Raw genomic sequence first — 9,220 nt, 5'->3', positions numbered from 1 at the left:
GACCGAACCCACCGGGGACCGAGGACCGCGCCAGGTCGAGATGTCTGTCGAGGACGTCGTCGAGCAGGTCCGTCCGCACGTGCCAGCCGTTCTCGCTCGGGACCGGAACGCGGCGGTAACCCGGGTCCAGGTGCGGGAGATCATCCGCACCCAGAAGCTTCCCGGCGTCGGAAACAACCGCATGAGCCTCGTCCTGAAGCAGCTCCGGGACGCGACAGAAGAGTCAACCGCAGGGAGTGCCGCCAGATGAAGACCTGTTCCCGCTTCGCTTCGCTCCGCGCGGAGCATGAGATGGAGATCAGCTGCATGACCAACCATTCCCGCTGGCACGCTGGTAGACCGGCGGCGAAGTCAAGCGCGCGACAGGCGATTGCAGCGAAACAGCGGATGGCCAAGGCGCTGAGCGGCCACGTCCAGCGGTGCCCCGAATGTGGCTGACGACCGTAAAGCAGCAGGTCACAACCTTCACCAGCCGTCAAGGCAGCAGCTACTTCCTCTCACCATCTGCGCCAGGAGGCACCCCCTTGATTCCTCGTCCGATCCGCTCGTCCTCTCCCACATGTACCGAGGCGAGCGCCTGGGCGGACGTTCTGGTCCGCCGAGGTCTTCTACACGCCGCCGTTCTCACGCCGACCGGCCACTGGCTCATCCAGGAGCAGCCCGACGGACCCGTCCGCTGCTTCGCAGGACCCGCAGAGGTCGTCGACCTGGTTGCGGCCGTCCAGCACCGAATCCGCTCCACGAGGTCCCACCGTCGATGAAGAACCCGAACAAGTACGGCACCGCCCCGGCACCTCAGCGGGAGTCCAACTCGGTCCCGGGGCGAGCAAGTTGGGGCGGAAGCATAGCTTCCGCCAATCCCGCCCCCGAGGGGGCGGGAGGGGACCTGCACCGGGGGGCGCAGGTCCTTGAGGCTTCGACCGGGGGCGGATCGAAGCCGGAGCAGGAGGAGAAGCAGACGCAGCCGCGCACCCGCCGAGAGCGCGCTCCTCGCACCCGTCAGCGACCGCGTCAACCGCCCGAGAAGAAGCGCCTGCGCCAGCCCGCCACGCGATTCAACGAAGACGAATACGCCCTGATCAGATCCGCCGCCGCCCGCTGCAAGCTGTCGGTCGCCGGGTTCCTCGCCCGTGCCGCACTCGCCGCCGCACGCGACCTCGACCGCACCAGCGCCGAGATCGCCGACGAACGCGAAGTGATCACCGCCCTGTTCGACAGCCGCCGACGGCTCGGCTGGGCCGGAAGCAACCTCAACCAGATGACCAAGGCCCTCAACTCCGGCGCAGACGCTCCCCAGCTCGAAGCGGCCATCGTCGCCGTGCGGCGTGCAGCCGACACCGCCCACGAGGCCCTGACACGGCTGATCAAGCAGCACGGATCATGATCCCCAGCGTCAACCCGTCAGGGTCGGACACCCGGGGTCTCCTCTACTACCTCTACGACACCGGTAAGTACGAGGACCACATCGACCCCCACCTCGTCGCCTCCTTCGACGGCATGTCCCCCGACCCGGGCCGCGACACGAACGCCACCCTCACCGACCTCCAGCAGCTCTTGGACCAGCCTGTGATGGCCCTGGCCAAGCACGCCCGACCGGCCAAGCACGTGTGGCACACCTCCGTACGCGCCGACCCCGGCGACCGGATCCTGTCCGACGAGGAGTGGGCCGGCATCGCCCGCCGGATCGTCGCCGCCACCGGCATCGACCCCGGCGAGGGGCAGCCCGGCTGCCGCTGGGCCGCCGTACGGCACGCCGACGACCACATCCATATCATCGCCACCCTCGTCACCGAGGACGGCCATCGCCCCGACGACTTCCGCTCCGGCGCCCGCGCGCAGGCCGAAGCCCGGCTCATCGAGAAGGAACTCAGTCTCCACCAAGTGGCGCCCGGCGACGGCACGGCCGCGCAACGGCCCACCAAGGCTGAACTCCGCAAGGCCGAACGGCAGGGCCGGGAGCGAACCGCCCGCGAGGAGCTGCGCGAAACCGTACGACGCGCAGTGGCCGGCGCCACGAGCGACGAGGAATTCTTCGGTCGGCTCGCCGCCGCCGGTCTCCTGATCCGCAAGCGCACCGCACCGTCCGGCGACCTGCTCGGCTACAAGGTGGCCCTGGTCGGTGACGTCAACGCCCAGGGCGAGCCGGTGTTCTACCCCGGCGCCCGCCTCGCCCCCGACCTCTCGCTGCCCCGCATCCGCGAACGCTGGTCCACCGATGGCGAGGCCACTCACACTGCCCAGAAGGAGGAGGCGAGCCGTACGGGACCAAGCGCTCCAGCCGCAGCACGCCGGGGCACGACCGCTGCCGTCTGGCAAGCCATCCTTGTCATCGAGCATGGCGACGACGCCGTCGCCGCCGCCCACATCGCCGCCGCCGGCGAGGTCCTCGATGCCCTCGCGAAGACGTCGGCGGCACACACCCGTCGCGAACTGCACGACGCCGCAACGGCCTTCGAGCGAGCCTCCCGCTCGCACGTCCGCGCCCTACGCGGGCACGATCGGGCACTGCGGCAGGCCGCCCGCACCCTCGTCCAGGGCGGGCCCGCTCTCGGCCGCGGGGAGGACGGAGCGACCACAGCTATGGCGATCGACATGCTGTTCTTCCTGATCTCCGCGACCGCGCACTGGCATGCGAGGAAGGGCCACGCCCAGCAGGCCGCCGCCGCCCGACAGGCCGCCGAGCATCTCCGCAACGCCTATCGGACGGCCGCCGCCCACCCCCTCGCTGCACTCCACGAGCGCGGCCGTCATCTGGGCCGCGCGGTGACCGTACGGCAGGCCGGGATACTGCGAGATGCGGTACCGGCCCTCGCCGAGCGGGTGCTCGGCGAGCCGGGCTGGTACGCGCTCGCTGCGACTCTCACCGACGTCGAAGCAGCCGGACACGATCCGGTCGAGCTGCTGGGCGATGCCGCCGGGCGGCGGGAACTCGCCACCGCCGAGTCGGTCTCCGACGTTCTCGTCTGGCGGCTGCGCCGGGCTGCGGGCCTGCCTGCCGACACCAGCGACCAGCTGAGCAGTAGCCACGGACGCAAGTCCTCGGCACCCACGGTGGGTGAGCGGGCGGCCAAGCGGACAAAGCCCCGGCGCGGGAGACCGTGACTGTGGATTGTGTGAATTGAAGCGGGTGCGGGAGTTAGGGCACGATCATGTTGCGTGCAGGACAAAGCGAGGGAGGACGAGCAAGGTGTTCGAGCGAATACGCCGCCGCCGCACCACGGGACCCAGTGAGACGGAGCGCCGGCACTTCGAGATGTGGGCGCGGCTGGAGGGCCAGGTGCCGCCGGAGGTGGAGCGGGCGCGAGCCGAGCTGCTGCGGGCCGCGGAACCGACCATGCAGGTGGACGACTTCCCCCCGCCGGAGCTGCGAGTCCCGAGCCACGACCAGCTGGACGGGCGGATGATGGCATGGCCGTGGCCGATCGTGCTGGACGAGGAGCTGGTCGCCTGCGCCGAGTGCGGGACGTACCGGGACTGGCTCGTCCTCTCCACCCGCGACCAGGTCTGGCTGCGCTGCCGTACAGGCCATCAGCAGCACGAGCCGCGCCTCGACACCGCCTGGTACAACAGGAACGCCGGCCCCGCAGACGCGTCTCACGCCACGTTCGAGGACGGCCTCCGGCACCTCGGCCACTGACCCCCACTCCTACGACCCCAACGGGCGATGGGCCCGTACTGCCCAACCGTCACCTAGCTTCAAGGGGTCGTTCCTCCATGCGCGTACGCGTCACCGCCACTGCCCTCGGCATCACCGCCCTCGCCGTCCTCGCCCTGCCCGCCTGCTCCACCGAGGCGCAGCCCGCCTCCGTCTCTTCCCCGTCAGGTGGTGGGAAGACGGCCAGCGCCGAACAGACCGAGGCTCCTCTCTCCTCCGCCGTGCTGGAGGAACGCCTGCTCAACGAGAGCGATCTCGGCAGCGGCTACACACGCAAGCCCGAACAGCCCGCCCAGCACGACGACGTCACCGTCCTCGGCTGCCCTGCACTCAACGACCTCGGCGGCGACGCGGCCACAGGAGGATCACTCGACTTCACCCGGCAGGCGAAGACCACCTTCGCCTACAACGGCAGCAGCTCCTCGGAGATCTCCGAGGAGCTGTACAGCGACGCACCCGCCAAGCTGTCCGTCGGCGCCAGCCGGATCTACGACGCGATGACCGGCTGCCCGCAATACCAGGTCCTCGTCGGCGACTCGGCGATCGACATCACCACGCAGAAGGTCCCCGCGCCGCAGCTCGGCGCCGAGCGGTGGAGCCAGTTGATGACCTTCTCCGTCGGCGGACGCGACACCGTGGTGAAACAGTCCGCGATCCGCGACGGCAGCGTGCTGGTCATCATCTCCGGCTCGCCAGCACTGGTGGACCGGCACATCGACAGCGCCCTCACCAAGGCCGCTGCCCGCTGAACCTGACTGGTTCCGCGCGCCCCGGCTCCGCTCTGCGGGCCGGGGCTCTGCTGCATCTCACGAGGGCAGGTCAGCTGCCCACCGCAGCCCCCGTCGGCTGAGACGCACGAAGCCCGGCTCCCTGGTGGAGGAGGCCGGGCTGCGCTGGATCGGACACCGGTCGCTTCGACGCACTGTGCTCACGGGTTAGGCGAGGCGGGCGGGGGCCGTGGGCGCCACTCCCACGTTGGGGCTCGGGGCCCGGGGTTGGCTTCGGGCGTACCACGGTCCGCCCGCCTCTCCCGCTCTGGCCGAGAGCGGGGGCCTTCACCGCCGTACGGTGAACGCCTCCGCCCTCGGACCGAGCGACTGCACACGTCCGGTCATCACGTTCGACGTCGGCCAAGGACGTGCCGATAGATCGTTTGCCTGCTCACCCCGAATGCCTGTGCCGTGTCGGTAACGCTCACGCCGGGGGCAAGCAACATGCGCTGGGCGCGCACAATCTGCTCCTCGTCCAGTGGCTTACCGCGCCGAACACCACGAGCGTCGACCGCGGCCGGGTCGTACCCGAACGCGACGGCGTCGTCGTAGGGCGTGCCGGAGGCCATGCAGTGGTAGAGACACAAAAGGATCTTGCGCCCCAGCTTTCTCAGCGCCGTAGCGTGAGCATCACCAGCCGTTCGATGCCGCCGGTAGTACATCTCGGCTCCTGGCGAGTGGTTGGTCATGGAGAAGGCCGCCTTGTGAACGGTGCTCCTCAAGTGCGTGGACGATGCGCGGCGGAAGGACACTCGGACGATCTGGCCGGACGACCAGGTGACCGGACTCGCCCCGGCGTAGGCAGCGAGGGCGCGTCCGCTGCCGAACCGATCAACGGGCTGATCGCCGATCTCCGCCAGCAGGTAGGCACCGAGCGTGGTGCCGATACCCGGCAGACAGGAGACCAACTGGTGGTACGGGTGGGCGGCATAACGCTGCTCCAGGTCCCGTGCCAGGACGTCGGTCCGCTCGACCGCCCGATCGAGGACAGCAAGATAGTGCCTGATCCGAACAGACTCGGCGTCTTCGACATGCGGATCGAGCAGCATCACCGGGCGACAGAAGAGCATGCGGAGACGCTCGGCTTCGTCCTCGACCGTCCGAGTCCGGCCCGCCGCCTCCAGTATCGCCCCCAGGCGCTTTCGGTCGAGCCCGGCTGCGGACCGGGGGCTCGGGGCGGCAGCAAGGACGGCTCTCGCCTGGGCACTGCGCAGCCCGCCGACACCAGCGGGCCACGCCGATACGGCAGCCGGCCAGATCCGCATGAGCGCGGCGCGCACGGAGTGGAGAGCTTCGACCCTGTCCTCCACGGCCGCCCGGTGCGCGTGTGCCACCACCCGCAGCGCCTCTGCCTCCGGCGAGTTCAACACGACCGGCCGGAACTCTCCCGCGAGGGTCATCGAGGCGATCAGCCTCGCGTCGGCGCGATCCGTCTTGGACGTCCCGAACGCGGCGCGGTGACGAGCAGCGCGGGTGGGATCCACATGAACAACCTGCAGTCCCGATGCTGCCAGGGACCGGGCGAAGAGGATTCCCACGTCCTCTATACCGGTGATGGTCCCTCGCCACCTGCGCCCAAGTGGTGCCAGGAACTCCTTGTAACGGGCGACCGGGTCCGGAGCCTCGGCATAGATGATCCGGGTTTCCCCGAGAACGGATCCGGACCGGTCGAGGACGGCCACGTCCAGCCACCGGTCCGACCAGTCGCAGCCTGCGTACAACAAGTACCCACCTCCACATAGCAAAAGCACTCCGACAGACCGGTGGTGTGCGGCGGGAGACCGCCGCACACCTCAGCCGGCAGGGGCGCGCAGGAGTCGGTCCCGCGTGCTCTCGGGAAGAACCCGGCGCAGGACCGGTGCGCTGGAGGTGAGTGCCTGCGCGAATGAGGCGACAAGGTCGTGCGGCACACCGGCGCTGAAGGAGACGACCCACAGGAGAGGCCGACCCATTACCGGCTCGGAGAACGCCTGCCATCCCCGGGGCCCCATGTCATCGGCTTGCAGCGTCAGCGCGCGCGGGTCACCGTCCTGGATGAGGGGCGACACCTCGCCGAGTCTGATCTGAGACGTGAGGGTGGCGTCCATCGCACTGGCGTCGGGCTGGTCGGAGTCGCGGAACCACCCGTGCGCGGTCACCGCGTCGAGGACCAGCTCGGGGCCACCGAGCGGGAGGGCGGGCTGTTCGCGGGCGTCGAGCGCGAACAGAAAGTCCACGATGACCTCGCCCGGTACGTCGAGGGTGAAGTGGGCCGACCACGCAGCGAGCGGGGAGCTGGTGTCCGCGCGCGCGGAGACCTGCCAGGCGACCGGCCGCTCACCCAGCTCCAGTGGCTCGTCCGGCAGGGACCATTGGGCCCACCGGAGGGTGTCGGGACTGATGTGCAGGACGGTGCTGCGCAGGACCTTGCGGTCCTTCGCTGCCTCCTCCGGCATGCGTTGTCCGCGGACAATCGTCAGGCTCGACCAGCCGAGGCCGGCAAGGGCGTCTGCGACGGTGTCGTAAAGACGTCCGTCGTCCCCGGCAAGGTGTCGGGGGCCGACCCAGTACGCGGACGGGTCGTGTGGGCGATCGGGGTACAGAGGCGCCTCCAAGGCTAAGTGCGGTTCGCGCCGGCAGAGCGACGGGCGCGGCGTAGGGGTGGCTGTACTGAGGAGTGCCAGGCCAGTTCGACGGCGACCTCGGGCGGGAGGTGCCCGAGCTGCGTGTCCGCGTCCCGTCCTTCGGCGAGGTAGACAACGGGGTGACCGGTCTGGTCCGCGGACTGGATGACCTGTTGCGGACGATGGGCCATCGGGAAGAATGGGTTCATCGCCAAACGCAGCCGGGCGCTCGGGTCACAGGCGGACAGAAGCTCGATCGCTTCGCCAACGGTCATTTCCTTATCCACTACGAGGGGCCTCCTTGTTCTGTGAATTCAAGGGAGGGCGGCCGAGTCGGATGCCCCCAAGCGTTCGAGGCATCGACGGGCTGGGCGGTCTCCAGGACGCGGGCTACGGCGGCGGCAACGATGTCGGCCGGCGTCTCCCGGTCGAAAGATGCCTGGTAGCCAAGCTCGTCTCCGGTACCGGTGACGACGAGCTTCCATCCTTCTCTCGGCGAGCCTCGGCGGCCCTTGGGGTACCAACCCAAGTAGAAGCGGCCGTCCTTGCTCGCCACGTGGACGTCGGCGCGATCGTCCACTATGAAGTGGAAGTTCTCGGCGGAGAAGAGATCCGTCACGTCGCACGGCTGGCCAGGGCCGAGCGACCATACGTGCAGCCGTAGATCCTCGATCGTAGTCGCGAATCCGACCGGGCGGACGGGAGCCACAGTCACGGGCGTCACCTCTCTGACCTGTGGTTTTCCGGGAAGGTCGTCTACGTTGACATGCCCCTGACCTCGTTGGCCAGTCTTTCCGCGATCTTTCATGTCTGCCCCGGGCGAACTGCCACACGAGGCCACCGGGCCCCGGAGAAATTGGTCGAGAAAGTCCGGCCCGGACGTCATCAGAGCAGGTGGCTCGCGGCTCTTCATAGTGATCGGCCGCTGCACGTACAGGGCGTTCAACGGCCGGACTCGAATCAGGAGGTTGGGCCGTGGAGACTTTCGGTGTGGTGGCAGTGTTCACACGAATGACAAGGCCCGACAAGCTGCAGGCTCAGCCTGCCAGCTCTGCGGGCACGAGCCGATCTCGGCCTCTCAACTTGAGAGTGCCCACATCGTCCCGGCCTCGCGCGGCGGCAGCGCACCGCCTAGCACTCCAGCTGTAGATCGCGATCTTCGAAGTGTGCGGTCTGCCGGGCGGCGGTAGCGGCCAGCTTTGGACGTGGTGGCTGTGTCGGGCTGGCGCGTAGGGTGCCGGGATGATCGCGATGCCAGAGGAGTTCGCACAGAGCACCGTCGACCGCGAGGGGGAGGCCGGGGCGGTATGGCTCGCCGAGCTGCCTGGGATCGTGGAGGAGTTGCTGGGGCGCTGGGGGTGCGTACCAGATGGCGAGGTCATGCACGGGGGTGTTGGCGTCATCGTTCCGGTACGCCGACGGGCTGAGGAGAGCGCCGTGCTGAAGGTGTCGTTTCCGCATCCCGGCAATGTCCATGAGCCGGATGCGTTCGTTGCGTGGGGCGGGTGCGGCGCCGTCCTGCTGCATGAGCGCGACGACGAGCACTTCGCAATGCTGCTGGAGCGGGTTCAGCCGTCGACCTTGGCGGAGGTCGAGGACGGCGACGAGGTGGTGACGGTCGCCGGGCGGCTCAATCGCCGCCTGGCTATCCCCGCACCGCCCGGCCTGCCTCGGCTGCGTGAGCAGGCTGATGCCTGGGAGGAGCAGCTGTGCAAGGACGCTGATGAGCTGACGCATGCGCTGCCGTGTCAGGTGCTGGGTGCCGCCGTGGCGACCGTTCGGGAGCTGGGGCGGGCCCAGCCGGACACCCTTATCCATGGCGACTTTCATGCCCGGAACATCCTGCGTGCCGGCCGGGAGCCATGGCTGGCTGTCGACCCCAAGGGGTACGTGGGAGATCCCGCCTATGACGGCGGCACGCTGCTGAAGTCTCGCGCGCTGACGCTCCTCGAAGCGGATGACCTGTGCGAGGCTGTCCACCGCGTCTTGGACGTCTTCGCCGAGGCCGCGGAACTCGACCGTGAACGCGTCCAGCGGTGGGCCCAGTTCCATGCCGTCCAGGCTGCGTTCTGGGGTCGGCGCCACGGCTTTCGTATTGCCCGCAGCGGACCGCGACTGGACTGGCTCACCGAATTCGCCGACCGCCTGGCGAAGTTGCTCACCGAACGCTCGTAGAGCACCGGCGACAAGCC

10 protein-coding genes and 1 pseudogene are annotated in these 9,220 nt (G+C 69.1%); 7 read left to right on the top strand and 4 right to left on the bottom strand.

The window, feature by feature from the left end:
* From AB0F29_RS06660 to AB0F29_RS06635, 6 genes and pseudogenes are all read left to right on the top strand, one after another.
* A pseudogene (locus AB0F29_RS06660) lies at positions 1-250 on the top strand (hypothetical protein); the annotation flags it as partial.
* Complete coding sequence (locus AB0F29_RS06655) at positions 247-438, top strand: hypothetical protein (protein WP_361868100.1); 192 nt, start codon at positions 247-249, stop codon at positions 436-438. The pseudogene AB0F29_RS06660 and the gene AB0F29_RS06655, both read left to right, overlap by 4 nt.
* Before the next feature lie 319 nt (positions 439-757).
* Positions 758-1,384, top strand: coding sequence for a hypothetical protein (locus AB0F29_RS06650; protein ID WP_361868098.1), 627 nt, complete (start codon positions 758-760; stop codon positions 1,382-1,384).
* Positions 1,381-3,102, top strand: a complete 1,722-nt coding sequence (locus AB0F29_RS06645; RefSeq protein WP_361868095.1) for a mobilization protein — start codon at positions 1,381-1,383, stop codon at positions 3,100-3,102. The genes AB0F29_RS06650 and AB0F29_RS06645 overlap by 4 nt, the downstream gene beginning before the upstream one ends.
* An 85-nt stretch (positions 3,103-3,187) precedes the next feature.
* Positions 3,188-3,637, top strand: coding sequence for a hypothetical protein (locus AB0F29_RS06640; RefSeq protein ID WP_361868092.1), 450 nt, complete (start codon positions 3,188-3,190; stop codon positions 3,635-3,637).
* A gap of 77 nt (positions 3,638-3,714) precedes the next feature.
* Entirely contained in the window at positions 3,715-4,404 is a 690-nt protein-coding gene (locus tag AB0F29_RS06635; RefSeq protein ID WP_361868090.1) for a hypothetical protein, read from the top strand.
* 365 nt (positions 4,405-4,769) lie between these two features.
* Here the strand turns inward: AB0F29_RS06635 and AB0F29_RS06630 are convergent, their stop codons facing one another.
* The 4 genes from AB0F29_RS06630 to AB0F29_RS06615 are packed head-to-tail and all read right to left on the bottom strand — an operon-like array spanning position 4,770 to position 7,743.
* A complete protein-coding gene (locus AB0F29_RS06630) occupies positions 4,770-6,176 on the bottom strand; it encodes an IS110 family transposase (protein ID WP_361868088.1) in 1,407 nt (468 codons plus the stop codon).
* A 42-nt stretch (positions 6,177-6,218) separates the two neighbouring features.
* On the bottom strand, positions 6,219-7,019 hold the full coding sequence (locus AB0F29_RS06625; RefSeq protein WP_361868085.1) for a DUF317 domain-containing protein: 801 nt from the start codon (positions 7,017-7,019) through the stop codon (positions 6,219-6,221).
* A 2-nt stretch (positions 7,020-7,021) separates the two neighbouring features.
* A complete protein-coding gene (locus tag AB0F29_RS06620; protein WP_361868083.1) occupies positions 7,022-7,303 on the bottom strand; it encodes a hypothetical protein in 282 nt (93 codons plus the stop codon).
* Between the two features lie 11 nt (positions 7,304-7,314).
* Complete coding sequence (locus AB0F29_RS06615; RefSeq protein ID WP_361868081.1) at positions 7,315-7,743, bottom strand: DUF317 domain-containing protein; 429 nt, start codon at positions 7,741-7,743, stop codon at positions 7,315-7,317.
* 527 nt (positions 7,744-8,270) lie between these two features.
* Between AB0F29_RS06615 and AB0F29_RS06610 the strand changes: the two genes are divergently transcribed.
* Entirely contained in the window at positions 8,271-9,203 is a 933-nt protein-coding gene (locus tag AB0F29_RS06610; RefSeq protein WP_361868078.1) for an aminoglycoside phosphotransferase family protein, read from the top strand.
* The last annotated feature ends 17 nt before the right edge of the window (positions 9,204-9,220 follow it).

It is taken from the genome of Streptomyces sp. NPDC026589, from assembly GCF_040638385.1.
Lineage (GTDB): Bacteria > Actinomycetota > Actinomycetes > Streptomycetales > Streptomycetaceae > Streptomyces.
This window is presented reverse-complemented; position numbering and strand designations above follow the sequence as displayed.